The organism is [Mycobacterium] manitobense, assembly GCF_025821665.1.
Lineage (GTDB): Bacteria > Actinomycetota > Actinomycetes > Mycobacteriales > Mycobacteriaceae > Mycobacterium > Mycobacterium arseniciresistens.
In genome coordinates this window covers 1-25,813 of the sequence record NZ_JACKSJ010000178.1, presented here as the reverse complement: position 1 = coordinate 25,813, position 25,813 = coordinate 1, and the positions used below count along the sequence as shown (strand labels likewise).

General features: G+C 68.6%; 22 protein-coding genes and 1 pseudogene. 9 read left to right on the top strand and 14 right to left on the bottom strand.

Annotated features, from left to right (window positions below; all coding sequences use genetic code 11):
• Positions 1-159: 159 nt before the first annotated feature.
• The 7 genes from gyrA to dnaA form a co-directional block, all read right to left on the bottom strand.
• Positions 160-2,667, bottom strand: coding sequence for a DNA gyrase subunit A (gene gyrA / locus H7I41_RS20560; RefSeq protein WP_264014464.1), 2,508 nt, complete (start codon positions 2,665-2,667; stop codon positions 160-162).
• 36 nt (positions 2,668-2,703) lie between these two features.
• Positions 2,704-4,731: a DNA topoisomerase (ATP-hydrolyzing) subunit B gene (gyrB, locus tag H7I41_RS20555; RefSeq protein ID WP_264014463.1), complete on the bottom strand. Its 2,028-nt coding sequence runs from the start codon at positions 4,729-4,731 to the stop codon at positions 2,704-2,706.
• A gap of 214 nt (positions 4,732-4,945) precedes the next feature.
• Positions 4,946-5,533 (bottom strand): DUF721 family protein, encoded by a 588-nt coding sequence (locus H7I41_RS20550; RefSeq protein ID WP_264014462.1) that lies wholly within the window; start codon positions 5,531-5,533, stop codon positions 4,946-4,948.
• A complete protein-coding gene (gene recF / locus H7I41_RS20545) occupies positions 5,530-6,684 on the bottom strand; it encodes a DNA replication/repair protein RecF (protein WP_264014461.1) in 1,155 nt (384 codons plus the stop codon). The genes H7I41_RS20550 and recF overlap by 4 nt, the downstream gene beginning before the upstream one ends.
• A gap of 3 nt (positions 6,685-6,687) precedes the next feature.
• A complete protein-coding gene (gene gnd, locus H7I41_RS20540; RefSeq protein WP_264014460.1) occupies positions 6,688-7,581 on the bottom strand; it encodes a phosphogluconate dehydrogenase (NAD(+)-dependent, decarboxylating) in 894 nt (297 codons plus the stop codon).
• Between the two features lie 31 nt (positions 7,582-7,612).
• The gene (gene dnaN, locus H7I41_RS20535; RefSeq protein WP_302915488.1) at positions 7,613-8,806 is read right to left on the bottom strand and encodes a DNA polymerase III subunit beta; all 1,194 of its coding nucleotides are present in this window, start codon (positions 8,804-8,806) and stop codon (positions 7,613-7,615) included.
• Between the two features lie 612 nt (positions 8,807-9,418).
• Positions 9,419-10,915 carry a chromosomal replication initiator protein DnaA gene (gene dnaA / locus H7I41_RS20530; RefSeq protein ID WP_264014459.1) on the bottom strand — a complete coding sequence of 499 codons (1,497 nt, stop codon included), beginning with the start codon at positions 10,913-10,915 and terminating at the stop codon, positions 9,419-9,421.
• A 561-nt stretch (positions 10,916-11,476) separates the two neighbouring features.
• On the opposite strand from dnaA, the gene rpmH reads away from it, so the two are divergent.
• The 9 genes from rpmH (at position 11,477) to H7I41_RS20485 (ending at position 17,824) form a co-directional block, all read left to right on the top strand.
• A complete protein-coding gene (gene rpmH, locus H7I41_RS20525) occupies positions 11,477-11,620 on the top strand; it encodes a 50S ribosomal protein L34 (protein ID WP_264014458.1) in 144 nt (47 codons plus the stop codon).
• A gap of 21 nt (positions 11,621-11,641) precedes the next feature.
• Positions 11,642-11,998 (top strand): ribonuclease P protein component, encoded by a 357-nt coding sequence (gene rnpA / locus H7I41_RS20520; protein ID WP_264014457.1) that lies wholly within the window; start codon positions 11,642-11,644, stop codon positions 11,996-11,998.
• Positions 11,995-12,324: a membrane protein insertion efficiency factor YidD gene (gene yidD, locus H7I41_RS20515; protein ID WP_264014456.1), complete on the top strand. Its 330-nt coding sequence runs from the start codon at positions 11,995-11,997 to the stop codon at positions 12,322-12,324. Before rnpA ends, yidD begins: the two co-directional genes overlap by 4 nt.
• Complete coding sequence (gene yidC / locus H7I41_RS20510) at positions 12,317-13,423, top strand: membrane protein insertase YidC (protein ID WP_264014455.1); 1,107 nt, start codon at positions 12,317-12,319, stop codon at positions 13,421-13,423. The genes yidD and yidC overlap by 8 nt, the downstream gene beginning before the upstream one ends.
• A gap of 35 nt (positions 13,424-13,458) precedes the next feature.
• Positions 13,459-14,022, top strand: a complete 564-nt coding sequence (locus H7I41_RS20505; RefSeq protein ID WP_264014454.1) for a Jag family protein — start codon at positions 13,459-13,461, stop codon at positions 14,020-14,022.
• Positions 14,023-14,070: 48 nt separating this feature from the next.
• Complete coding sequence (gene rsmG / locus H7I41_RS20500; protein ID WP_264014453.1) at positions 14,071-14,772, top strand: 16S rRNA (guanine(527)-N(7))-methyltransferase RsmG; 702 nt, start codon at positions 14,071-14,073, stop codon at positions 14,770-14,772.
• The gene (locus H7I41_RS20495; protein WP_372503774.1) at positions 14,769-15,839 is read left to right on the top strand and encodes a ParA family protein; all 1,071 of its coding nucleotides are present in this window, start codon (positions 14,769-14,771) and stop codon (positions 15,837-15,839) included. Before rsmG ends, H7I41_RS20495 begins: the two co-directional genes overlap by 4 nt.
• Before the next feature lie 39 nt (positions 15,840-15,878).
• Positions 15,879-16,862, top strand: a complete 984-nt coding sequence (locus H7I41_RS20490; protein WP_264014452.1) for a ParB/RepB/Spo0J family partition protein — start codon at positions 15,879-15,881, stop codon at positions 16,860-16,862.
• Between the two features lie 218 nt (positions 16,863-17,080).
• Entirely contained in the window at positions 17,081-17,824 is a 744-nt protein-coding gene (locus tag H7I41_RS20485; protein WP_264014451.1) for an acetyltransferase, read from the top strand.
• Between the two features lie 39 nt (positions 17,825-17,863).
• On the opposite strand, the gene H7I41_RS20480 is transcribed toward H7I41_RS20485, so the two are convergent.
• The 7 genes and pseudogenes from H7I41_RS20480 to murJ all read right to left on the bottom strand — a co-directional run bounded on the left by H7I41_RS20480 (position 17,864) and on the right by murJ (position 25,747).
• Positions 17,864-18,262, bottom strand: a complete 399-nt coding sequence (locus H7I41_RS20480) for a VOC family protein (RefSeq protein ID WP_264014467.1) — start codon at positions 18,260-18,262, stop codon at positions 17,864-17,866.
• A gap of 22 nt (positions 18,263-18,284) precedes the next feature.
• Positions 18,285-19,478, bottom strand: coding sequence for an N-acetylmuramoyl-L-alanine amidase (locus H7I41_RS20475; RefSeq protein WP_264014450.1), 1,194 nt, complete (start codon positions 19,476-19,478; stop codon positions 18,285-18,287).
• A gap of 144 nt (positions 19,479-19,622) precedes the next feature.
• Positions 19,623-19,955: a thioredoxin gene (gene trxA, locus H7I41_RS20470; protein WP_264014449.1), complete on the bottom strand. Its 333-nt coding sequence runs from the start codon at positions 19,953-19,955 to the stop codon at positions 19,623-19,625.
• A 41-nt stretch (positions 19,956-19,996) separates the two neighbouring features.
• The gene (gene trxB / locus H7I41_RS20465) at positions 19,997-20,968 is read right to left on the bottom strand and encodes a thioredoxin-disulfide reductase (protein ID WP_264014448.1); all 972 of its coding nucleotides are present in this window, start codon (positions 20,966-20,968) and stop codon (positions 19,997-19,999) included.
• A 108-nt stretch (positions 20,969-21,076) separates the two neighbouring features.
• Complete coding sequence (locus H7I41_RS20460; RefSeq protein WP_308214650.1) at positions 21,077-21,370, bottom strand: RsmA family anti-sigma factor; 294 nt, start codon at positions 21,368-21,370, stop codon at positions 21,077-21,079.
• Between the two features lie 100 nt (positions 21,371-21,470).
• Positions 21,471-22,046 (bottom strand): annotated as a pseudogene (gene sigM, locus H7I41_RS20455) (RNA polymerase sigma factor SigM); the annotation flags it as partial.
• 98 nt (positions 22,047-22,144) lie between these two features.
• Positions 22,145-25,747: a murein biosynthesis integral membrane protein MurJ gene (gene murJ / locus H7I41_RS20450; RefSeq protein WP_276009274.1), complete on the bottom strand. Its 3,603-nt coding sequence runs from the start codon at positions 25,745-25,747 to the stop codon at positions 22,145-22,147.
• Positions 25,748-25,813 lie beyond the last annotated feature (66 nt).

Here is a 25,813-nt window from a genome sequence, read left to right as displayed (position 1 = left end):
GCACGGCCGGGGACCCGGTACGCCCGGCCGCGGCGCCCAGGGCCCCGCCGTCGCGGCCCGCCGCGGAACCGTTGGCAGCACTCGGGCCGTCGCCCGCGCGCGGGTATCCCGGCTCGTTCGGTGAACTCACCTACGGCTCCTTAAGTGGTCCGGCGCCGGCTACTCGCCGAGGTCGGTGTTGACCTCGTCAGTGCCGTCGCCCTCTTCGGCGTTGCGCGCGATGGCAATCAGTGTGTCGCCATCACCCAGGTTCATCAAGCGAACGCCCTTGGTTTGCCGTCCGGCCTTGCGGACCTGACGGGCCGCGGTCCGGATGACGCCGCCGTTGGAGGTGATGGCGTACAACTCGGTGTCGTCATCGACGATCAACGCTCCCACCAGGTTGCCACGCCTGCGATCGAACTGGATCGTCAGGATGCCCTTTCCGCCGCGGCCCTGCGCGGTGTACTCGTCGATCGCGGTGCGCTTGGCGTACCCGCCGGCCGTCGCGACCAGCAGATACGTGTCCGGCCGGACCACGTTGAGGGAGAGCAGCCTGTCCTCTTCGTTGAACCGCATGCCCTGCACACCGGAGGTGGCACGGCCCATCGGCCGCAGCGCCTCGTCGGTTGCCGAGAAGCGGATCGACTGGCCCTTGGCCGACACCAGGAGCAGGTCCTCCTCGGCCGAACACAGCACCGCGCCGACCAGTTCGTCGCCGTCACGCAGGTTCACCGCCACGATGCCGCCGGAGCGGTTCGAGTCGAAGTCGGTGAGCTTCGACTTCTTCACCAGGCCGTTGCGGGTGGCCAGCACCAGATAGGGCGCATCCTCGTAGCCCTTGATCTGGATGACCTGGGCGATGCGCTCGTTGGGCTGGAAGGCCAGCAGGTTGGCGACGTGCTGACCGCGCGCGGTGCGTGAAGCCTCCGGCAGCTCGTACGCCTTGGCCCGGTAGACCCGGCCCTGCGTGGTGAAGAACAGGATCCAGTCGTGGGTGGAGCAGACGAAGAAGTGGTTGACGATGTCATCCGTCTTCAGCCCAGCGCCCTGGACACCCTTGCCGCCGCGCTTCTGGCTGCGGTACAGGTCGGTCTTGGTGCGCTTGGCGTAGCCGGTCTCGGTGATGGTGACGACGACGTCCTCGCGGGCGATCAGATCCTCGTCGCTGACCTCGCCGTCGGCTGGCACGATGCGGGTGCGGCGGTCGTCGCCGTACTTGTCGGCGAGTTCCTTGAGTTCGTCGCGCACGATCGCGCGCTGGCGTTCCGGTTTGGCCAGGATGTCCTCGAGGTCGGCGATCTCGGCCTCGATCTTGGCGAGGTCGTCGACGATGCGCTGGCGTTCCAGGGCGGCCAGCCGGCGCAGCTGCATGTCGAGGATGGCCTGGGCCTGGATCTCGTCGACGTCGAGCAGTTCCATCAGGCCGGTGCGGGCCACGTCGGCACTCTCCGACGCGCGGATCAGCGCGATGACCTCGTCGAGCGCGTCGAGCGCCTTGACCAGGCCGCGCAGGATGTGGGCCCGCTCGTTGGCCTTGCGCAACCGGTAGGTGGTGCGCCGGACGATGACCTCGAGCTGATGGTTGACGTAGTGCCGGATCAGCTGGTCGAGCCGCAGGGTGCGCGGAACGCCGTCGACGATGGACAGCATGTTGGCGCCGAAGCTGGTCTGCAGCTGGGTGTGTTTGTAGAGGTTGTTGAGCACCACCTTGGCCACGGCGTCGCGCTTGACCTCGACGACGATCCGCAGGCCGACGCGGTCGGAGCTCTGGTCCTCGATGTTGGAGATGCCGGCGAGCTTGCCGTCGCGCACCTGCTCGGCGATTCCGGTGATGAAGTTGTCGTGGTTGACCTGGTAGGGCAGCTCGGTGATGACGATCCCGGTTCGCCCGCGGCTGTCCTCCTCGATCTCGACGACGCCGCGCATCCGGATCGACCCGCGGCCGGTCTTGTAGGTGTCCTCGATGCCCTGCGACCCGACGATCAGGCCGTGGGTCGGGAAGTCGGGGCCCTTCACCCGCTCGCAGACGGCGGCCAGGGTGGCTTCCTCGTCGGCTTCGAAGTTCTCCAGGCACCAGTACACGGCCTCGGCGAGCTCGCGCAGGTTGTGCGGCGGCATGTTGGTGGCCATGCCGACGGCGATGCCGCCGGAGCCGTTGGCCAGCAGGTTCGGGAACCGGCTCGGCAGAACCGTCGGCTCCTGCACACGCCCGTCGTAGTTCGGGACGAAATCGACTGTCTCCTCGTCGATCTCGCGCAGCATCTCCATGGCCAGCGGGGTCAGCCGGGCCTCGGTGTAACGCATGGCGGCCGGCGGGTCGTTGCCGGGGGAGCCGAAGTTGCCCTGCCCGTCGACCAGCGGGTAGCGCAGAGACCACGGCTGCGCCATCCGCACCAGGGTGTCGTAGATCGACGAGTCGCCGTGCGGGTGGTAGTTGCCCATCGTCTCGGCAACCGACCGTGCGGATTTCGCGTGTCCGCGGTCGGGGCGGAAGCCGGAGTCGAACATCGCGTAGAGCACGCGGCGGTGCACCGGCTTGAGGCCGTCGCGCACCTCCGGCAGCGCACGCCCGACGATCACGCTCATGGCGTAGTCGATGTAGCTGCGCTGCATCTCCTGCTGGATGTCGACCGGTTCGATGCGGTCGCCGGCTTCGTCGCCCGGTGGCAACGTGGTGTCAGTCATCAGATCCTCTGGTCGCTGTTCGTGGTCGCGAAGCGGTTAAACGTCAAGGAAACGAACGTCTTTGGCGTTGCGGGTGATGAAGCTGCGGCGGGCCTCGACGTCCTCGCCCATCAGGATCGAGAACAGTTCGTCGGCGGCCGCGGCGTCGTCCAGCGTGATCTGCCGCAGCACCCGCACCGACGGGTCCATGGTGGTCTCCCACAGTTCCTTGGCGTCCATCTCACCGAGGCCCTTGTACCGCTGGATGCCGTCTTCGGTGTTGATCCGCTTGCCCGCCGCGCGACCCGCCTCGAGCAGACCGTCGCGCTCCCGGTCCGAGTAGGCGAACTCGGGTTCCGAACGCTGCCACTTCAGTTTGTACAGCGGCGGCTGGGCGAGGAAGACGTGGCCGTGCTCGATGAGCGGCTTCATGAACCGGAACAGCAGCGTGAGAAGCAGCGTCGAGATGTGCTGGCCGTCGACGTCGGCGTCGGCCATCAGCACGATTTTGTGATAGCGCAGCTTCGACAGGTCGAACTCGTCGTGGATGCCGGTGCCCAGCGCGGTGATGATCGCCTGGACCTCGGTGTTCTTCAGCACCCGGTCGATGCGCGCCTTCTCGACGTTGATGATCTTGCCGCGCAGCGGCAGGATCGCCTGGAACATCGAGTCGCGGCCGCTCTTGGCCGAGCCGCCGGCCGAATCACCCTCCACCACATAGAGTTCGGAGCGGCTGGGATCGGTGGAACGGCAGTCGGCGAGCTTGCCGGGCAGACCACCGATGTCGGTGGCGCTCTTGCGCCGCACCAGCTCTCGGGCCTTGCGCGCGGCCATCCGGGCCTGGGCCGACGAGACCGCCTTGTTCAGAATCGTTTTCGCCTCGGCCGGGTTGGCCTCGAACCAGTGGGTGAGCTGTTCGTTGCAGACCCGCTGCACGAATGACTTGACCTCGGTGTTGCCCAGCTTGGTCTTGGTCTGACCCTCGAACTGCGGCTGGCCGACCTTCACCGAGATGACCGCGGCCAGGCCCTCGCGGATGTCGTCGCCGGTGAGGTTGGGGTCCTTCTCCTTGAGGAGCTTCTTGTCCTTGGCGTACTTGTTCACCACCGAGGTGAGCGCCGCACGGAAACCCTCCTCGTGCGTGCCGCCCTCGTGGGTGTTGATGGTGTTGGCGAAGGTGTGCACCGATTCGGAATAGCCGGCGTTCCACTGCATCGCGATCTCGACCTCGTGGCCGGTGCCCTTGCCGCCGAAGTCGACGATGCTCTGGTGGATCGCGGTCTTCGTGCGATTGATGTGCTTGATGTAGTCGACGAGACCGTTGGGGTAGTGGAAGGTGCGGTGCTTGACCTTGTGCGGCGCGGTCTTCTCGGCCTCCTTCTCCTCTGCGGTCTTCGGGGCCTCGGCGGTGTCGCTGACCACCTCGTCGACGACCTCGTCGGCCTTCACCCGTTCGTCGACGAGGTCGATGGTCAGCCCCTTGTTGAGGAAGGCCATCTCCTGCAGCCGCCGCGCGATCGTCTCGAAGTCGTAGTCGGTGGTCTCGAAGATGTCGGGATCAGCCCAGAACCGGATGGTCGACCCGGTCTCCTTCGTCTTCTCACCCTGCTTCAGGGTTCCCGGAACCGACCGCTCGTAGGTCTGGAACCACTCGTAGCCGTCGGTGCGGACGTCGGCCTCGAGCCTGCTGGAAAGCGCGTTCACCACCGACACACCGACGCCGTGCAGGCCGCCGGACACCTGGTAGGCGCCCTCCTCGAACTTGCCGCCCGCGTGCAGGACGGTCATCACCACGTCGATGGTGGGGATCCCGGTGGAGTGCATCGCGACGGGGATGCCGCGGCCGTCGTCGGTGACCTGGACGCCGCCGTCCTCGAGGATCCTGACGTCGACCTTGGTGGCGTAGCCGGCCATCGCCTCGTCGACGGCGTTGTCCACCACCTCCCAGACCAGGTGGTGCAGACCGCGCTCGCCCGTGGAACCGATGTACATGCCCGGCCGTTTACGGACCGCCTCCAGCCCTTCGAGGACCTTGATCGACTCGGCGCCGTACTCGGTCGGAGCACTCTTCTTTTGGGCAGGCACGTCGGACGCGTCTCCTCGGGGTTCGCATGAGAGGTCAACTGCCCCTCGTGATCGCTCACCAGTCTACCGAAACATGCCGACTGGACCGACACTGTGGCGGCGTTTCCACCTATCTCACTGGGCCGTGCGCCGAATTTCTCGAACTTCGGTGCGTCAGGACGCTTGAGGACCTCCGATCCGCGCGCCAGACGGCGCACAGCGGATCGCTCGCGACTCATCCGTACGTGTCGCGCGGCCCGCGGCCGGAGATGTGGTAGCGGCCCTTGCGCCAAGACGGCGCCACCGGGCCGACGATCTTCAGCGATGTCACCACGCCGTCGCCGACGGCCGCGGCGATCTTGGCCAGCAGCTGGGACTGCACCATCCGGAGCTGGGTCGCCCAGGCGGTCGATTCCGCCGACACCGTCAGCACCCCGTCGCGCAGTCCGGTGGGCACGGCGTGCTCGGCGATCTGTTCGCCGACCACGGTGGTCCACCGGCCCAGCACCGAACCCTCGGCCACCCGACCCGACCAGCCGCGGCTGCGAGCCAGGTCGCTCGTCGCTGCGCCGAGCGTCTGCGGGTCGCGGGAGTCCGGGCCGGGGCCCGACCAGCTGCGCCGCCGGCCGGTCACCGGCGAGCGCCGAGTCGGGGAGGTGCGGCCGCGGCCGACGTCTTTGCCCTGGCTGCGGGCGGCGCCGCGTGCCTCCTCCAGCGTGCGGCGCACCAGGTCCATTCCGGACAGGCCGGCCAGATGGGCCGGCGGACCCGGCGCGGGATCGCCTGCGTCGTCGTTCTTCTTGGGGATCTCGTCGTCTGTCATGTGTGCACCGTCGATATCCGGCCGTCGTCGCCGTCCGTCATGCGGATCTCGATCCGCCGGACGTCCCAGCCCTCGGGGATGTCCTCAGCGACGGCCGCGGTGACCAGCACCTGCTCCGCGGACTCGGCGACGGTGGCCAACGCCCGCCGCCGCGCGGTGTCCAGTTCAGCGAACACGTCGTCGAGCAGCAGCACCGGGTCGCCTCCGTCGGCGCGCAGCAGTTCGTAGGACGCCAATCTCAGCGAGAGCGCCATCGACCACGACTCACCATGGCTAGCAAAGCCTTTCGCGGGTTGATCGCCGAGCCGCAGCTCGAGGTCGTCGCGATGCGGACCGACCAGGCAGACACCGCGCTCCAGTTCCGCGTCGCGCCGGCTACTCATCGCCGCCAGCAGCGCCGCCTCATAGTGCTGGACGCTGTCGGGTGCCGGCGCGTCGTCGTCCAGCTCGATGCTGGGGCGGTACCGGATGGCGGCCGGCCGCGACGCGGGAGCCAGGAGTTGATAGGCCTTCTCCACCTCGGGGGCGAGTTCGGAGATCAGCACCGCGCGTGCCGCCATCAGCCGGGCCCCGTGGGCAGCGAGGTGGCCGTCCCACACGTCGAGGGTGTCGAGCACACTGCGGTCCCCGCGGTGCCGGCCACCCGCGGCGGTCTTCAGCAGCGCGGTCCGCTGTCGCACCACTTTGTCGTAATCCGCACGCACGCCCGCGATCGCCGGCCTGCGCGTGGTGGCCAGATCGTCGAGGTAGCGGCGCCGGTCACTCGGGTCGCCGCGCACCAGGGCCAGGTCCTCGGGCGCGAACAGCACCGCGCGCAGCACCCCCAGGATCTCGCGCGCACTGCGGACGGGGGAGCGGTTCAGCCGGGCCTTATTCGCACGGCCGCTGGTGATCTCGAGGTCGACGGCGAGTTCGCGGCCGTCGTTGACGACGATCGACGACACCACCGCACGTTCGGCGCCTGTCCGGATCAGTGGTGCGTCCGCACCCACGCGGTGCGACCCGAGGGTCGCCGAGTACCACAACGCCTCAACAAGATTCGTTTTTCCGAAGCCGTTGGGGCCGACGAACACCGTCCGGCCCGGCGTCAGATCGATGTCGATGTGCGCCCAAGACCGGAAATCGGTGAGTGTCACGTGACGGACGTACACGGGCTAACCGGACTCGCTGATCCTCTTGACGGCGTGACCCCCGAACTGGTTGCGCAGCGCCGCGACGGCCTTCATCGTCGGCGAATCCTCCTGACGGGAGGAGAATCTCGCGAACAGGGACGCGGCGATACTCGGCACCGGGACCCGCAACCGGATCGCCTCTTCCACCGTCCACCGGCCCTCACCGGAATCCTCTGTGTAGCCGGAGATCTCGGCGAGCTGCGGATCTTCCTTCAGCGCCTTGGCAAGCAGCTGCTGCAACCACGACCGCACCACGGTGCCGTTGCTCCACGCCTGGTACACCGCCTGCGGATCCGTGATCAGCTCCTCGGCGGCGAGCATCTCGTAGCCCTCGCCGTACGCGGTCATCAGGGCGTACTCCACCCCGTTGTGGACCATCTTCGCGAAGTGACCCGCACCCACCGGCCCCGCGTGCACGAATCCGTCCGCGCGGTCACCCGGCGGCCGCAACGTGTCGAAGATCGGCATGGCCCGCTCGACGTCGGCGTCGCTGCCGCCGACCATCAAGCCGTAGCCCTCCTTCAGGCCCCAGACACCGCCGGAGACACCCGCGTCGATGAACGCGATTCCCTTCTCGGACAGAAGTTTCGCGTGCAGGCCGTCTTCGGTGTAGCGGGAGTTGCCGCCGTCGATCACCAGGTCGCCCTCGCTGAGCTCGTTCGCCAGCGTCGCAATCGTGTCGTGGGTGATGGGTCCCGACGGCACCATCACCCACACCACCCGGGGTGCCGCGAGGGCCTCGGCCAGCGCGCCGATGGTGGGTACGTCGGTCACCTCCGGGCGTGGGTCGAATCCGACGACCTCGTGGCCACCTTCACGCAGGCGCTCCCGCATGTTGAAGCCCATCTTGCCCAGCCCGATCAGACCCAGCTGCATGTATGCCCTCTTCTCCGGCGGTAGGGGCCGGTCAGCCGGGAAGCCGTACCGGCATCAACAGATACACGTAATCGGTCTGGGCGGCCGGGTAGGGGCCACTTGCGCCGACGGTTCCATCATCCTCGCCTGCGGGCCGCAACACAGCGGGACGACTGGGTGTCGTGAAGCCGAACGCCACCCGCTCGGAATGCAACGAACCGAGGCCGTCGGTGAGGTAGGTCGGGTTGAACGCGATGGTCAACGGATCGCCGGCGAACGACACGGGAAGGTCCTCCTCGGCGCGGCCGACGTCGTCCGCACCGGCCGACAGGCGCAGCGCGTCCTCGGAGAACTCCATCCTGATCTGGGCGCCGCGGTCGGCGACGAGTGCGACGCGCTTGATCGCCTCGGTCAGCTCGGCGACGCCGATGGTGGCCACCGCGGTGTGCTCGCTGGGCAGCAGCTGGCGGAATTTCGGGAACTCGGCGTCGAGCAGGCGGGTGGTGCTGCGCTTACCCTCGCTGCGGATGCCGAGCAGGCCTTCCTTGCCGACGGTTGCCCCGGCGCCGAGCGACAGGTGGACGTCGGAACCGTCGGAACCGGCCTTAGCCGCTTCGGCCAGCGTCTTGGCCGGCACCAGCACCGCGGCCTCGATGTCGGCGGTCCCGGTGGACCACGTCAGTTCGCGAACCGCGAGGCGGAACCGGTCGGTCGCCGCCAAAACCACCGATTCGCCGGAGATTTCGACGCGGATCCCGGTGAGCATCGGCAGGGTGTCATCCCGGCCGGCGGCAACCGCGACCTGGCCGATCGCCTCGGCGAACAGACCGGCGGGAACCACACCGGTCTCCTCGGGCAGCGTGGGCAGCGTCGGGTAGTCCTCGACGGCCATCGTCGGGAGCGAGAATCGGGAGCTGCCGCAGGTCAGCGAGACGCGGGTGCCTTCGACGCTGACGTCCACCGGCTTGGCGGGCAACGCCCTGGTGATGTCGGACAGCAGCCGTCCGGAGACCAGAACGCTTCCCGGAGAAGCGATTTCGGCCGCGACGCGGACCTCGGCGGACACTTCGTAGTCGAATCCCGAGATCGTCAGCCCGTCGTCGCTGCCGGTGAGGAGCACCCCGGCGAGCACCGGGACGGTCGGCCGGGTGGGCAGATTGCGGGCCACCCAGGCCACCGCGTCGGCGAAGTCCTCACGCACCAGTCGGAATTTCAGATCCGTGAGACCAGCCGTCGATGTCGTCACGTCCAAAACGTCCCTTCGATGAACCACACAATCAGCGATAACCAGCGGTTTCCCGGCGTCTCAACCCGCGTGACCTGCATGCGATGCGATGACCGTAACGGCTGTCGATGAACCACCGTAGAGCTTTCCGCGCCAACTTGAAAGCTAATCGATCGGGGTGACAACCGGGCACGTGCGGCCGTCCGGCCGGGGTGGTGACGGAGTTTCCCCAGGCGCTGTCTTCAGAGAGGAAACCAATGGATATAAATGAGTAACAGTAATAGGGGCTGTGGACGCTGGGGATGAAGCCGCGTCGGCGCTGGCAGTCATGCGTGTCGAATTGTGAGTGGGCTGTGGACGGGCCGGCTGCGGGCGGTCGGGAACTGTGGAGCACCCGGTCGATGTATGACAACTTCGGCGGTTCGGCCGATCGGCCACCATGTTGTTCACACCGTTGTGCACAGGTCGCGGCGGTGACGAGTGATGCCGATGTGACGGAAGTTTTTCGCCGCGAGGAGTGCGATTCGACGTCCGACGGCACCGCCCGGGCGCGTCGGGATGGCATGGCGGTGCGGGGGAGCGCACGCGAATGGCGCGCGGGACACCGCGCGGGATGAGATGGAGAGCAGGAGCTCAGCGCTTGGAGCGCTGACGGATCCGGGTGGTGAGTTCCTTGACGTGGTCGAACACCTCACGGCGCTCCGCCATCTCGCCGCGAATCTTCTTCTCGGCGTACATCACCGTGGTGTGGTCGCGGCCGAAGGCCTGACCGATCTTCGGCAGCGAGAGCTCGGTGAGCTCGCGGCACAGATACATCGCGATCTGCCGTGACTGTGCCAGCGCCCTGGTCTTGCCCGGGCCGCGCAGTTCCTCCACCGTCGTCTCGAAGTACTCGGCGGTGGCGGCCATGATCGCCGCGGTGCTGATCTGCATGGTGCCGGCATCGGAGATGAGGTCCCGCAGGACGATCTCGGCCAGCGACTTGTCGATCTGGGTCTTGTTCAACGAGGCGAACGCGGTGACTCGGATCAGCGCGCCTTCGAGTTCGCGGATGTTGCGTTCGACGCCGGCCGCGATGAGTTCCAGCACGTCAGCGGGCACGTCGAGGCGGTCCATCTGCGCCTTCTTGCGCAGGATCGCGATGCGCGTCTCGAGTTCCGGCGGCTGGACGTCGGTGATCAGGCCCCACTCGAAGCGGGTCCGCAGCCGGTCCTCCAGTGTGGCCAGCTGCTTGGGCGGCCGGTCGGAGGAGATGACGATTTGCTTGTTCGCGTTGTGCAGCGTGTTGAAGGTGTGGAAGAACTCCTCCTGGATGCCTTCCTTGCCCTCGATGAACTGGATGTCGTCGACGAGTAGCACGTCGATGTCGCGGTAACTGCGCTTGAACGACGCCTTGCGGTCGTCGCGCAGCGAGTTGATGAAGTCGTTGGTGAACTCCTCGGTCGACACGTACTTGACGCGCATGCCGGGGAACAGCCGCTGGGCGTAGTTGCCGGCGGCGTGCAGCAGGTGGGTCTTGCCGAGACCGGACTCGCCCCAGATGAACAACGGGTTGTATGCCCGGGCCGGCGCCTCGGCGATCGCGAGCGACGCGGCGTGGGCGAACCGGTTCGACGCACCGATGACGAAGGTGTCGAAGGTGTAGCGGCGGTTGAGGCTGACGGCGTTGGCGTCGGCGGCCGACGAGTCGGACGCCGGAGCGCGGAAGTACGTCGGCCAGCTCTCCTCGGCGCTGGCGAGCGCCTCCCGGTCGTCGTCGACCTCGTCGGGCTCGGTGACCGCGGCCGGTGGCGGTGATCCGGTGGCGTCGTCGGCGTCGTCGGTCGAGGGGGTGGCGATGCGCACCCCGAGCTCGACCCGCTGACCGAGGTGCCGGCTGAGCGCGGAGATGATCGGCTCGCGGAGGTGGCGTTCGATCTCGTTCTGCACGAACGGCGTGGGCACCGACAGCAGGGCAAAGCCCTCGGTGATCACCAGCGGCTTGACGAGTTTCAGCCAGGCCCTTTGCTGAGGAGTCAGGACGGGCAGTGGGCCGGAGCCGTTGCGGTCGCGGGTGTCGGCGTCGCCGTTGAGGTCGGCCAGCACGTTGTTCCACACGGCGACGAAGGGTGGGTCGGGGTCAGCAGTCAATTGACGCCTACCCCCTCGTGGTCGGTCCAAGGACGACCAAAGGAACGAAGACGGTCTGTCCACATGGTTATCCACAGTCTGTGGATAGAGACAGTACGTCGCCGCTCTCTGTTGTCTACCGGCGGGGACGCCGCAGGCCGGGGCTCGTCACAGTGGTGATGCATGCTGTGGGCTCTCGGTGCGGTGGGCATCCTCGCTTCGTTGTCGCCGCCGGCCCCGGTCTGGGAACGGCATTGCCAGAAGCTAACAGTTTTCTCTCGACGTGCCAACCGTTCTGCAACATTGTTTGTCCACTCCTGGACAGCTTCTCGAAGACGGTGAAGGTTGTGACTGATGTGAAGTTTTCCGGGCCCCGGAGGAGCGGTCCGAGCAGGTTTGACCCAGCGAAATCTCGTCAGTACCCTCGAACAGTCGCCCGCACGTGGCGACACGGCTGCGACCCGGGGTCCGGAGACCGCGCCGGTTAGCAAGACGCATGAGCTTACCAACGGCGACCGCGTCCACCGACACAGTCCGCTGTGCGTGGCGCGTGGCCGCCACTCGTAACGAGGAGATATTGCCGTGGCCAAGGGCAAGCGGACCTTTCAGCCCAACAACCGCCGGCGTGCGCGCGTCCACGGCTTCCGGTTGCGGATGCGCACCCGCGCCGGGCGTGCGATCGTCTCGGGTCGTCGTCAAAAGGGCCGTCGTTCGCTCACTGCGTGATCCGACGCAGGATCTAGCGCGGTGCTTCCGGCCCGGTACCGGATGACGCGGTCGACGGAGTTCAGTTCCACGGTCAGTCAAGGGGTGCGCTCGGCGCACCCCGATCTGGTGCTGCACGCCGCCCTCGACACCGTGGATGACAGCGGTCCGAGGATCGGTCTCGTCGTGGCCAAGTCGGTCGGCAACGCCGTCGTGCGCCACCGGGTGTCCCGGCGGTTGCGTCACGTGGCGCGGACCGTGCTCGACGACCTCGACAGCCGCGACCGTTTGGTGATCCGAGCGCTGCCGAACTCCGCCCGTGCGGTCTCGCCCGATCTGGAGCGCCAGTTGCGCGACGGTCTCGCTCGCGTGCGGCGCCGGCGGGGGACATCGCGATGAGTCGGCTGCGGGGCACGGGTGCGATGGCGGCGCGGGCGGTCATCGCGGCCATCCAGCTCTACCGGCACACTGTCTCGCCGCTGCGATTGCCGACCTGCCGGTTCATGCCGACCTGCAGTCAGTACGCCGTCGACGCGCTGACCGAGTACGGACTGGTGCGCGGCGGATGGTTGGCCGTCATCCGGCTCGCCAAGTGTGGCCCCTGGCATAGGGGAGGATGGGATCCGATCCCGGAGCGTGGCAGCGGCGCGTGCGCGCACTCCGAGCATGCGAGCGGCACCGAAGCGGCCGACGACGACCAAGTCTGGAGCAAGGCGAGTGTTTAACTGGTTCAGCCTCGACATCATCTACTACCCGGTGTCGGCGATCATGTGGGTCTGGTACAAGGCCTTCTCCGCCATCCCGTTCCTGGGTCCGGACAACTTCTTCACGTGGACGCTGACGGTGATGTTCCTCGTGTTCACCCTGCGCGCGATCCTCTACAAGCCGTTCGTGCGGCAGATCCGCACCACCCGGCAGATGCAGGAACTGCAGCCACAGATCAAGGCGCTGCAGAAGAAGTACGGCAAGGACCGCCAGCGGATGGCGCTCGAGATGCAGAAGCTGCAGCGCGAGCACGGCTTCAACCCGATCCTGGGCTGCCTGCCGATGCTCGCGCAGGTGCCGGTGTTCCTGGGCCTCTATCACGTGCTGATGTCGTTCAACCGGACGCAGACCGGCATCGGCCGGCTCGGGCTGTCGGTGGAGGAGAACCGCAGCCTGGGCAACTACGTGTTCAGTGCGACCGACGTCGGGCACTTCCTGGACGCGAACCTCTTCGGCGCCCCGCTCGGCGCGACGATGATTCAGCAGCACGGCCTGCTGGCGTTCACCGAATTCAACCGCCTGTCGGTGATCCTGGTGGGCGTGCCGATCGCGCTCCTGGCCGGCATCGCCACCCACTTCAACAGCCGGGCGTCGGTGGCGCGGCAGAGCATCGAAGCGGCGGCCAACCCGCAGACGGCGATGATGAACAAGCTCGCCCTGTACGTCTTCCCGCTCGGCGTCATCGTCGGCGGACCGTTCCTGCCGCTCGCGGTGATCATGTACTGGCTCGCCAACAACATCTGGACCTACGGACAGCAGCACTACGTCTTCGGCAAGATCGAGAAGGAAGAAGAAGCCAAGAAGACCGAGGCGCAGGAACGTCGAGCCGCCAATGCGCCGGCGCCTGGCGCCAAGCCGAATCGGGCGCGCAAGGCGTCGGCGGCCGCCCCGGGCAAGGACGTCGCCGCGGGCGAGCCGGAGTCCGAAGCCGCGGAGCCCGCGAGCACCGCAACGGTCGATGGAGAGAGCAACGGCAGCCCCACGAAGGCGGCCGGCGGAGAACAGGTCGCCAACCGCACGCCGCGGCCGGGCGCCCGTCCGAAGAAGCGAAAGCGTTGACCAGTCCGCGGACTGGGGGAGAGGGAGAGACACAGATGACGGACGCTGATACCACCGAGCGCACCGACGAGCTCGACGCCGGCCTCGAGCAGGCTGACGCCGAGGAGACCGCCGCCCGGCCTGCGGGGGAGGACCTCGAGGACCGATTGGTCGCCGAGGGCGAGATCGCCGGGGACTACCTGGAGGAGCTGTTGGACCTCCTCGACTTCGACGGCGACATCGATCTCGACGTCGAGGGCGACCGTGCGGTGGTGAGCATCGACGGCGGCACCGACCTGAACAAGCTCGTCGGCCGCAAGGGCGAGGTGCTCGACGCACTGCAGGAACTGACGCGGCTGGCCGTGCACCAGAAGACGGGTGAGCGGAGCCGGCTGATGCTGGACATCGCCGGGTGGCGGCGCAATCGTCGTGACGAGTTGGCAACGCTGGGCGACAAGGTGGCCCGCCGGGTGCTGGAGTCCGGGGAGCGCGAGGAGTTGGCGCCGATGACCCCGTTCGAACGCAAGATCGTGCACGACGCGGTGGCCGCGGTCGAGGGCGTGCACAGCGAGAGCGAAGGCGTGGAGCCGTCCCGCCGTGTTGTCGTCCTCGCTGACTGACCTTCTGAGTTACACCGGTGTAGTTCTCTCGAGCGGTTCGGCGGAGGGATGTTTCACGTGAAACATGCTGACGCCGGGCCGCCACCGGAGGCGGGGCGGACCCTGTTCGGGGACCGCCTGCGTGACGTCCAGCGCTACGCGGAGATCCTCGCCGGCGCTGGCGTCGAGCGCGGGCTGATCGGGCCACGCGAGGTCGAGCGACTGTGGGAACGCCACGTCCTCAACAGTGCGGCGATGGCCGAGTTGCTCACCCCGCACGAGCGGCTGGTGGATATCGGCAGCGGGGCCGGGTTGCCCGGGATACCGTTGGCCCTGGCCCGGCCGGACCTCGAGGTGACCCTCGTGGAACCGATGCTCCGCCGTAGCGAGTTCCTCACCGAAGTGATCGCGGAGTTGGGACTCGCCGTGGGCGTCGTCCGCGGCCGGGCCGAGGACAAGGCGGTGCGCGAACAGGTGGGGGAGATGGACGTCGTCACGTCACGCGCCGTCGCCTCGTTGGACAAGCTCGCCCGGTGGAGCATTCCGCTCCTTCGGGACGGTGGCCGCATGATCGCCCTCAAGGGCGAGCGCGCCGAGTCAGAGATCGAAGAGCACCGGCGTGTGCTGGCGTCGGTTGGCGCCGTCGATGTGAGGGTGTTGAAATGTGGCGCGGACTATCTAGATCCACCGGCGACCGTGGTCGTGGCGCGGCGCGAGGTGAAGAAGCCGAGATCGGCTCGGTCGGAACGAACGGGCAGGAGAACTCGATGAGGCCGGGGCCAGACAGCGAACGGACCGGGCCGCGCGGTGGGGCCGCTCCGGTTCCACCGACCGGTGCGGCGGTGCCGCCGCGAGCGTCCGTCGCCGGACCGCCGGCGGGTGGCGGCTCGCAGCCTCCCCGCGATGTTTCACGTGAAACATGGCAGCGCGGCGGGAGCGGCGGTGCATGGACCGACGATGCCGGCATCGACACCCCGATCGGCGCCGAGGCCGAACGGGCGGTGCGCCTGCTGCACACCACGCAGGGTCACCTCCCGCGGCCGGCGCACCAACGGGTCTTCACCATCGCCAATCAGAAGGGCGGCGTCGGCAAGACCACCACGGCGGTGAACGTCGCGGCGGCGCTCTCGTTGCAGGGCCTCAAGACCCTGGTGATCGACCTCGACCCGCAGGGCAATGCCAGCACCGCGCTCGGCATCGAGCACCGCCCCGGCACTCCGTCGTCCTACGAGGTCCTCATCGGGGAGATCCCCGTCGCGGAGGCGCTGCAGCGCAGCCCGCACAACGAACGGCTGTTCTGCATCCCGGCGACCATCGACCTCGCGGGTGCCGAGATCGAATTGGTCAGCATGGTGGCGCGCGAAGGCAGGCTGCGAACCGCGCTGGCCGAGCTCAAGCAGTTCGACTTCGACTACGTGTTCATCGACTGCCCACCGTCGCTCGGACTCCTGACGATCAACGCCCTTGTGGCTGCGCCGGAGGTGTTGATCCCGATCCAGTGCGAGTACTACGCGCTGGAAGGTGTCGGCCAGTTGCTTCGCAACATCGAGATGGTCAAGTCGCACCTCAACCCCGAACTCAACGTGTCGACCGTCATCCTCACCATGTACGACGGCCGCACCAAGCTCGCCGATCAGGTCGCCGCGGATGTCCGAGCGCACTTCGGCAGCAAGGTGCTGCGGACGGTGATCCCGCGCAGCGTGAAGGTGTCCGAGGCGCCCGGCTACGGCATGACGATCCTCGATTACGACCCGGGCTCACGCGGCGCGCTGAGCTATCTCGACGCGAGCCGTGAACTCGCCGAACGGGGTGCACCGGGCGAGGCCCCGCCGCGATGAGCACCCACGCAACAGCACATCCGTGACGAGAGGACGACGATGACTCAACCCACCCGCAAGCGCAGCGGCCTCGGACGTGGTCTGGCATCCCTCATCCCGACCGGTCCGGCCGACGAGGGCGGCCCGGGCACCATGGGTCCACGGATGGGTGACGCGGCCGCCGACGTGGTGATCGGCGGGCTACCGGTCGCCGAGTCGAGCGATGTCGGCGCCGTGTACCGGGAGATCGATCCGGCGACCATCGAGCCCAACCCGCGCCAGCCCCGGCAGGTCTTCGACGAGGAGGCACTCGCCGAACTGGTGCACTCGATCCGCGAGTTCGGTCTGATGCAGCCGATCGTCGTAAGGGCCGTCAGCACCGGTCCGGAGACACCGCGCTACCAGTTGGTGATGGGGGAGCGGCGGTGGCGGGCGGCCCAGCAGGCCGGCCTGGCCACCATCCCGGCCATCGTCCGCGAGACGGCCGACGACAGCATGCTGCGCGACGCGCTGCTGGAGAACATCCACCGCGCCCAGTTGAACCCGCTGGAGGAGGCGGCCGCCTATCAGCAGTTGCTCGAGGAGTTCGACGTCACCCACGATGAACTCGCGACGCGGATCGGCCGCTCCCGTCCGCTGATCACCAATATGATCCGGCTGCTGCGCCTGCCGATCGCCGTTCAGCGCCGCGTCGCCGCCGGGGTGCTGTCCGCCGGCCATGCCCGCGCCCTGCTCTCGCTCGAGGGTGGTCCGGAGCGGCAGGAGGAACTCGCCGCCCGCATCGTGGCCGAGGGGTTGTCGGTGCGCGCCACCGAGGAAGCGGTCACTCTGGCCAACCGGGGCGACGGCTCGGCCCCCTCGGCCCCTCGGCGCAAGCCGATTCAGATGCCGGGCCTGCAGGACGTTGCTGAGAAGCTGTCCTCGGCCTTCGACACCCGCGTCACCGTGAGCCTGGGCAAACGCAAGGGCAAGATCGTGGTGGAGTTCGGGTCGGTCGACGACTTGCAGCGGATAGTGGACTTGATGAACTCGTCGCAACGATGACCGGCCACACACGGTAATTACGTCACTGTGACACTGATGCCACTGCGCACGTCGGACCGCATTCGTCGTCTAAGGAATCGTGATGCGCGACAACCTGTTTCGTCTGAAAATGTGATTTGGTCGCGGGAAGCGGCGGAAACCGGGCCCGGCTCGGCGGGCTTCCCTATCCTGGAGGCGCACACGCGCACGCCAGCCCACCGACGAATCCGGGGAATCTAGTGCCGGCCCGAATCACGCCTCTTCGGCTCGAGGCATTCGAACAGCTGCCGAAGCATGCGCGCCGCTGCGTCTTCTGGGAGGTGGATCCGTCCACCCTCGGCACCGACGACCACCTCAGCGACCCGGAATTCGAGAAGGAAGCGTGGCTGTCGATGGTCATGCTCGAGTGGGGTTCATGCGGGCAGGTCGCCATCCACGCGGCGCCCGGCTTCGAGGACGCGGCGCCGACCGACGACACCGGCTCCTGCCTTGGGTACGCGTTCTACGCGCCGCCCCGCGCCGTCCCGCGCGCCCGGCTCTTCCCGACCGGACCGGTGAGCGCCGACGCGATCCTGCTGACGACCGTCGGCGTCGAATCCGGCGACGGCTGCGACGGGCTGTCGCGCAGCCTGCTGACATCGGTGGTGAGCGACCTCGTTCGACGGGGCGTCCGCGCGCTCGAGGCATTCGGCAGGACCGCCGAGGCGGCCGAGCTCGCCGACCCGCGGCTGGTGCCGGGCGATCTCGGGGCGGTCGTCGAGACACTCGGCGACTGTTCGGTGGATCAGTGCATCATCGCCGCCGACTTCCTCGAAGACGTCGGCTTCACCGTCGTCGCCCCGCACCGGTACTTCCCGCGACTGCGCCTCGAACTGGAACAGGGCCTCGGTTGGAAAGCCGGTGTCGAGGCGGCGTTGGAACGGCTGCTCGAACACGCACAGTTGGAGCAGCCCGTCGGCGCCGGCGCGGGCCGCATCGGATAGTCGCCAGACGCGAGGCAAGTCGTTGAGCCGACGAGGGATTCAGTCCCGGTCGTGGTGACACACCGCTTCGAGCATCACGCCGAACGGGTCGAGCCAGAAGGTCGCGAAGTAGGGCGGCTGGTACTGCGGGAACGACTGGGGCTCATGCACCACGTCGGCGCCGATCCGCTGGACGAGCCGGTGTACGGCATGTACGGCCGAGCGCGTCTTCACCATGAATGCGAGATGCTGCAGTCCGGCGCGGTGACGTGAGTAGGGGGCGGCCTCGACGGCCGGATAGAAGAACAGATACGTACCGGGCTTGCCGCCGGCCGGACGGAAGGCGAATTGGTCGTCGGCGGCCAGGAACGCCTCGAACCCGACCACCGGCATCAGCTCGTCGTAGTACTTCTTCGCGGCGACGAGGTCGGGGACGTTGACTCCGAGGTGGCCCAGCATGTCTCGGCGCGGCACCGTCCCGCTAGGACGGGAGCCGCCCCGCCTGCTCCACCGACAGTTCGTGCGCCAGCAGCTCGGCGAACGTGAAAGTCCCTGTGGGACGGTCGTTCTTGCCGAGCAGGTACAGCCGCTTCACCGCGGCGAGGATGCCCTCGGCGACCGAGTCACGGGTCTGCGTCGACACCAGCAGCGAGCGGTCCTGCGGGTTGGTGATGTACCCGACGTCGACCTGCACGGTAGGCATCCGGGTCAGCCGGAGCAGGTCCCACGTCCTGCCATGGGTGCGGCAGTCACGTAATCCGGTGCGGGCCACCACTTCCCGCTGGATGAAGTCGGCGAGGTTGCGGCCGATGGTGGACACCGAACCGTGTGAGTTCCCGAAGTGGAACGACGCGACGCCGTTCGCCGACGGACTCGACTGGGTGGCGCAGCGCAGACTGATCATCAGGTCCGCACCGACGGTGTTGGCCGTCTCGGCCCGTTCGGCATCCGTCAGCGCCCGGTTGTTGGGCCGCGACAGGAACGTCTCCATGCCGATCGCGGTCATCCGGCCCTCGAGCCGACTCGCCAAGTCCCACAGGATGTCTGCTTCGCTGATCGGGCCTTCCGGGCCGTTCATGATCAGCCCGTGGTCTGCGCCGCCGCGGCCCGGATCGATGATCACCCGCTTACCCGACAGCCGGGGTCCCGAGCGCCGCACCAGCTCCTCCTCGCGGATCGCGTGCGGCGAACCGCCGGTCACCCTGGAGCCGAGGAAGTACAACGACCGCAACGTCTCCGGGCCGCAGATGCCGTCCGGGTACAGGCCGTACTCGCGCTGATAGGACATCAACCCGTTGTGCGTCTGCAGCCCGAAGTGACCGTCGACCAGGCCGGTGTAGAAACCCAGGTCCTGCAGCCGGGCCTGCAGTGTGGCGACGTCGTCGCCGTACATCGGGGCGCCGAACTGGTGGGCCAGCGTGCGGGCGCCGAGGCGGTAGGAGGCCTCTTTGAGCGCACGGTAGGTGGCTTCGCCGACGATGCCGTCGACCAGCAGGCCGCGGTGCTGCTGAAATGCACGGACGGCGTGGTCGAGCTCGCCGTCGAACACGTCGAGCGCGACGTGCTTGCCGGTGCTCAGGTCATCGTCCGGGCTGTCGATCAGGCCCAGTGCGGACAATGCCGCGCGGACCTCGGTGACCGCACCCCCGCGGTCACCGCGACGAAGAATCGACATACTGGCCCTCCAGGATGGCCTTTCGATCCGGCTGACAGAAAATGACAGCGCCGACTATTTCATGAACCGCTAGCCAGTATTGTCGCAGACCTTCGCCGGAATCCGGAAAACCGCAGGCGGGTCGTGGTTGCCGCGTGGCGGATGTCAGACCAGGTCGGCCAGTTCGCGGAGCAGCGCGGCCTTGCCCTTGGCGCCGACGATGCGCTTCACCGCTTCGCCGTCCTTGAACAGGATCATGGTCGGGATCGACACCACCTGGAAGTCGCGGGCGGTGTTCGGGTTGGCGTCGACGTCGAGCTTCGCCACGGTCAGCGCGCCGGCCTTCTCGCCGGCGATCTCCTCGAGCACCGGGGCGACCATCTTGCACGGGCCGCACCAGGTGGCCCAGAAGTCCACCAGAACCGGTGTGCTGCTTGACAGTACGTCGTCGGCGAACGAGTCGTCGGTGACGGCGACCGTCGCGGAGGTCTCGGGCATCGTAAATTCTCCTTCGGTTCGGACTGTGGTTTGAGACGGGGTCAGATCGGCGCTGAGATCTCTTGATCACTCGGGGCGGCGCCGACCTCGGCGAGCCAGCGCTCAGCGTCGATGGACGCCGCGCAGCCGCTGCCTGCCGCGGTGATCGCCTGCCGGTAGACCCGGTCGACGAGGTCGCCCGCGGCGAACACGCCCTCGATCGACGTGCTCGTGGTGCGGCCCTCGACCTGCACGTAGCCGTCGGGGTCGAGCTCCACCTGACCGCGCACGAGATCCGAGCGCGGGATGTGCCCGATGGCGACGAACACGCCGGTGACGGCGAGCTTGGACTCCTCGCCGGTGATGGCATCGCGCAGCCGGATGCCGGTCACCTTGGGGTCGCCCTCGATCTCGGTCACCTGGGTGTTGGTCAGGAATGTGATCTTCTCGTTGGCGCGTGCCCGATCGAGCATGATGCGGGACGAGCGGAACTCCTCGCGCCGGTGGATCACGGTGACGCTGCGGGCGAACCGGGTGAGGAACGTGGCCTCCTCCATCGCGGAGTCGCCGCCACCGATCACCGCGATGTCCTGGTCGCGGAAGAAGAACCCGTCGCAGGTCGCACAGGTGCTGACGCCCATCCCGAGCAGCGTGTCCTCGCCGGGCACGCCGAGGTGGCGGGCCGCGGCGCCCATCGCCAGGATCACCGCGCGCGCCCGGTGGGTCTCGTCGCCGACGGTCACCGTCTTGACCGGACGCTCCAGCGACACCGCGTCGACGTCCTCCATCCGCAGGTCGGCGCCGAAGCGCAGGGCCTGCTCGCGCATCTCGTCCATCAGTTCAGGACCGGTGATGCCGTTGCGGAAGCCGGGGAAGTTCTCCACCTCGGTGGTGGTCATGAGTGCGCCGCCGAACTGGGTGCCCTCGAAGACCAGGGGCTCGAGCTGGGCACGGGCGGCGTAGATCGCCGCGGTGTAACCCGCCGGGCCAGAACCGATGATGATCAGGTCGTGGACCTTCGATGAGGTGGTCATGTGGGCCTTTCTGCCGTATCACGCCGGCACGGGTACAAACACCAGCCTAGGTCCGGGTGTTCCCCGACCGGCTGTGGTCAGACTACGACCGGCGCGAGTGTGCGGCGGTCAACACCCGGGCCGGGGGTGGGGCGGCGCCGCCCGCAGTGCCGCGGTGACACCCGCCGTCACCGCGGCGGGCACACCGCCCGCCGACGCGTCGTCACCGCCCAGATGCGCGAGGTCACGCCGGACGCGGTCCAGCGCCGCAAGCGTGGCGGCCGCCGCGGGATCGGTGCGCAACCGGCGCCACAGCCGGGCGGCCGTCTCGGCGTCGAGGGTGCCGGCCTGCAGGTCGGCCAGGAGTTCAGGCGTGATCGGGCCGTCGGGCGGCGCGGCGTCCGTGCGCCCCTCGTCCGGCATCGCCGCTCCCGTCCTTCCGTCGCGTCGCCACTGGCCTGCCCGCCCAGTCTCCACCATGGGTGCCCGCGATGCGGCGCCCTGCCCGCGGTTCGCGCGTCGGTTCGGCGCCCGCATCGAAGTAGTGCAGTGCCTCGGCGAGTTTGGCGCGGGCCCTGCTGCACCGGCTCTTGACGGTGCCCTCGGGCACGCCGAGCATGCGCGCGGTCTCGGCCACCGTGTAGCCCTGCATGTCGACGGCGACCACCGCGGCCCGCTGCTCGACCGGAAGTGTCAGCAGGGCGCGTTCCACCACGATCGCGGTGTCGACGCGGGCGGTGGAGTCGCCGGCGGGCAGGGCGTCGTCGAGCAGCGCGGTGGTGGGGTGGTTCTTGTTGCGGCGCAGCCGGTCCAGGCAGGCGTTGACGACGATGCGGTAGAGCCAGCTGCTCACCGCCGAGTCGAACCGGAAGGCGTGCGCCTTGCGGTGCGCCTTGAGCATGGCGTCCTGCAGCGCGTCGGCGGCGTCCTCGGGGTTGCGGCTGGTGACCAGCGCCAGCCGGTAGAGCTGTCGCTCGTGGCGCAGGAACAGCACCTCGAACGCGTACCGGTCACCCGCGACGTGCGCGGCCAGCAGGTCCGCGTCCGACTGGCCGTGCGTCACCCCCGGTGGTTCAGAGGTTCCCCCGAAGCTCTCCACAGCCGAACACTAAACGGCGCCGGAGGGCGTTCGAGGCACCAGTTTGCGCCGGTGGCTCCCACCGCGGGTTCAGCGCTGCAGGACCTGGGGACAACGCCTCAGGAGGCGGCCTCGAGGGTGACCTCGGCGATGTCGCTGCGGCTCTCCCCGTCGACCTTGCCCAGCTTCGAGACCCAGACCAGGACGTTCGACGTCGGCGCCGCGTCGCTGATCTCGATGGTGTTCGAGCCGGGGCGCACCGGCGTCGCGGGGGTGAGTTCGGTGGTGTCGTCCAGCGACGACGGGGAGGGCGACGAGGCGGACCGGATCTCCACCTCGGTGCCGGTGCTGTTGAGGTCGATCTTCACCGCGGACAGCGTGGTGGGCTCGGAGAGTTCGAGCATCAACCCCACCCCGTTCTTGAAGTTCGGGAACGGTTCGGGGTCGGAGTAGGTGTCGATCGGCCATACGGTGGAGGCGTTGCCGTCGATCGCCAGGCCGGCCTCGTCGGGCGCGTCGGCCTCACCCTCGGGCGAGAACACCGTCACCCGAACGGGTTTCACGGCGGTGCCGCTGCCGCCGCCGGACTCGCCGGCCTCGGTCGACGACGGGGCGTTCAGTCCCAGTTCGTCGCCGTCGAGGCCGCCGCCGACATCGCCGAAGATGCGGCTGAGCACCGTGGCGAGCACGATCAGCGCCACCACCAGGATCGCGCCGCCGATCGCCAGCCCCACCATCAGGCCCTTGCGGCGACGGGCCACGAACTCGGGGTCGTCGTCCGGTGCGGGGCGTGCCCGCTCCGGCCCGTTCGGCTGGTCGACGGGGTTGATCTGCTCGGTGCGGTCGGCGATCGCGGTCGCCTGCTGGAGCAGGTTCAGCAGCGTGGGCGCGCTGCGGATGCCGCCGTCGGGTTGTATCGCGTGGGCGGCTGCCGCCGAGATCTGGAACGGGATGTCACGGTCCACCGACCGCGGTTCCACCGGATTGCCCGCGGTGTCCAGGTCGGCGGGCCGCAGGCCGCTCGGCACCCCCGATTCCTCGAGTGGCCAGCGGTTGACCAGCAGCGCGTACAGCGAGGCGCCGATCCCGCGGATGTCGTCCTCCGGCGTCGCGTCGGGCATGGTCGCGGGGAACGCCAGCGCCACGTCGCCCTCGATGCTGACCCGGACGCGGCTGGGATGGTCGATCGAGAGCGACACCCCGGAACGGTGCGCGGCCTCGGCCGCGGCGGCCAGGCTCTGCATGGCGCGGGCGCCGCCGATCGGCGACGGCGAGGTGTCGGCGACCTCGGCCAGCGAACCGCCGCGGATCCACTCCGACACGATCAGCCCGCCCGAACCGGTATTGGCGACGTCGAGAACGCGTGCCACCCCCGGCATGTCGATGCGGCTGAGCTTGAGGGTGCGGCCGAGGATCTCCTGCAGCTGGTCGTCGGGCAGGGTCGCGTCGGGGTCGACGAACGTCAGGGCGACCTGGCGGTCCAGCGCGGTGTCCACGGCCTGCCAGAACTGCAGGTTCGGCGGGCCGCCGTGGAAGACGAGTAGGCGGTAGCGGCCGTTGGCGATGGTGGCGCCGGGGATGAGGTGAACATCCTCGTCGGAGGTGGCGGCCTCGATGGCTGGTTCGCGCGGCGCGTCGAACGGCAGCGACTCACGCGTCGGGTCGCCGCCGTAGTCGGCGGGCGGGCGGCCCGATGCGGGCATCGGCGTCGTGCCGTTGGACACTTCGGCCGTGACGTCCCTGTCGGCGCCAGCATCGTCGGAGTAGCCGACGTCGGGCTGGAAGTCGTCGGCGGTGGCGCGGGGAAGCTTGGTGGTGGCGGTGCGGTCCGGCGCAGGTACGGCGCCACCCGCGGGTTCGTCGGTCACCGCTGGTCCTTTCCGCATCCCTGCCCCCGCCGGGGGTCCTGGCCAGCCGGCGGGCGGTCCTGGCCGCCGTCGTTCCGGATGGAGATTCCTGTGCTCAGGGTACGGGAACCGGCCATCCGGGCGTGGCGAGACGGCACGCCCCGCGGGCGCCGCGGGCACCGCGGGTGCGCGTCCGAACCGCCGCCGGACCGCCGCAAGCGCCGCGGTCGCCTCGGGCACCCGCGCGCCGATCAGAACCCCGGCGATGATCGGCCCCATCAGCAGTCCGATGACCGCCAGCCGCACCAGCGAACCGCCTGCGCCGAAGCGTTCCGTCAGCGACTCGAGCCCGAGCAGCTGGTCGGCGACGTGCGCGACCAGCCCGGCGAGCAGTGACGCGGTGACCGTCACCAGGATCGTGCGCACCACCTGCGTGTCGAAGAGCCGTCCGCCGGGCGGACGCAGATGGGAGCGCAGCAGCAGATAGCCGACCACGGCGCCGGCGATGAAGCCCAGTCCGTTGGCCAGGCCCAGGTAACCGGCCACCAGCTGGGGGTCGTCGGTCAGGTGCGGAGCGGCCAGTGATCCGGCGATCTTCACCGCGGTGATGAACACGATGACGGCGATCGGCGTCCACGGCCGTTCGCGGGCGTAGAACACCCGGAGTTGGAGCAGCACCAGTGCGTAAGGGACCAGCGTGAACGCCGAGAGGGTGATCGCCATGCCGAGGTAGCCGGCGGCCTCGGGGGTGAAGTTGCCGTAGGCGAACAGCGCGCTGCCGATCGCAGGCCCGCCGACGGTCATCACCGCCACGATCGGGATCAGGGTCACCATGGTCAACCGGGTGGCCAGCGACAGGTCGGCCCGCACGGCGGGGAGGTTGTCGGCGGCGGCGTTGCGGCTCAGCCTCGGCATCACCACGGTCAGCACCGTCACGCCGATCACGCCGAAGGGCAGCATCAGGACGATCCAGGTGTAGTTGTAGATCGCCGGCCCGGATGCCGCCGCGGTGCTGGCGATCTGATTGCCCACGATCAGGCCGAGCTGGCTGATCAGCACGTAGCAGACCATCGCGGCGGCCATCGCGCCGAACCTCTTGAGCCGGTCGTCGAGCCCCCACAGCGGGCGCAGGCTGATGCGTTCCTTGCGGATTGCCACCAGCAGCACCACGGTCTGCGCGACCACACCGAGGGTGGTGCCGATGCCCAGCACCAGCAGTTTGGCGTTGCCCATCTCCACCGGGTCGAGCGACAGTTCACCGGGCACCAGCATGTAGACGCCGAGCGTGAGGATCGCGATCACGTTGTTGATCACCGGTGCCCACGCAGGCGGGCCGAACACGTTGCGAGTGTTGAGGATCGCGGTGAACACCGACGACAGCCCGTAGAACAGCACCTGGGGCAGCAGCAGGAACGCGAAGGCGACCGTCAGCGGGCTGTTGACCTGCGGGTCGTCGCCCAACATCAGGCGCACCAGCAGGGGAGCGGTGGCCACCGACAGCACGGTGGTGACCAGTAGGAGGGCGGTGGCCAGCGTGAACAGCCGCCGTACGAACGCGGTGCCGCCGTCGGCGTCGTCGCGCTCGGCCCGGGCCAGCACCGGGATGAAGATCGCGGTGAACGTGGCCTCGAGCACCAGGGCCGCGATGAGGTTGGGCAGCTGGTTGGCCACCGAGAAGGAACTCAGCAGCGCGTCGCCGAGCAGGTAGGCCAGCAGCGCCATCCGCAGGAAACCGGTGATGCGGCTGATCAGCGTCGCCAGTGCCATGCCCCACGACCGCGAGACCACGGCGGCGTCGGAGAGTTCGGGGCGGCCCGCCCGCCGTCGCGGGGCGGGTCCGCGGGGGATGCGCTGGCGCGGTGGTGGCGGCGGCAGCCGGCGGGGCGGGGGCGGAGGTCGACCGCGTGGTACTCGACATGCTCTCGCCGTGGGAGGTGCTCG